1 protein-coding gene is annotated in these 381 nt (G+C 69.0%); it reads right to left on the bottom strand.

Annotated features, from left to right (window positions below; genetic code table 11):
• Nucleotides 1-381 (bottom strand): ShlB/FhaC/HecB family hemolysin secretion/activation protein (locus tag JHD77_RS33405; protein WP_233410336.1); only part of this gene is annotated, 381 nt, incomplete at both ends.

The following is a 381-nucleotide window of genomic DNA, read 5'->3' on the forward strand; positions in this document are numbered from 1 at the left end:
GCAGCGGCGCCCATTCCACCGCACGCCGCCAGCGCAACTGGTTGCGCCAGTAGCCGCCGCTGTCGCCGGTCAGGGTCTGGTCCTTGAAGCCGCGCACCGAGCTGTTGCCGCCGAGGCTGATGCGCTGCGGGCTGAACAGCACGTCCTCGCTCCTTTGCCCGGTGGCCAGGCTGTCGAAGCTGAAGCGCTCGCCCCATAGCTGGAACGGCTGCAGGTAGCTGAGGGTCAGGCTGTACTTGTCGTAGCGCGCATTCGGATCGCCCGCGTGCGGGTGGCCGCGACCCTGCGCGCCAAGGGCGCCGATGCCCTGCTGCCAGCCAAGGTCGAGGTTGACGAAGCCACTGCCGATCCGCCGGCCATGGTTGAAGCCGAGCTGGGTCT

This window comes from Pseudomonas sp. P20 (assembly GCF_016463925.1).
In the GTDB taxonomy this organism is placed as follows: Bacteria; Pseudomonadota; Gammaproteobacteria; order Pseudomonadales; family Pseudomonadaceae; genus Pseudomonas; species Pseudomonas aeruginosa.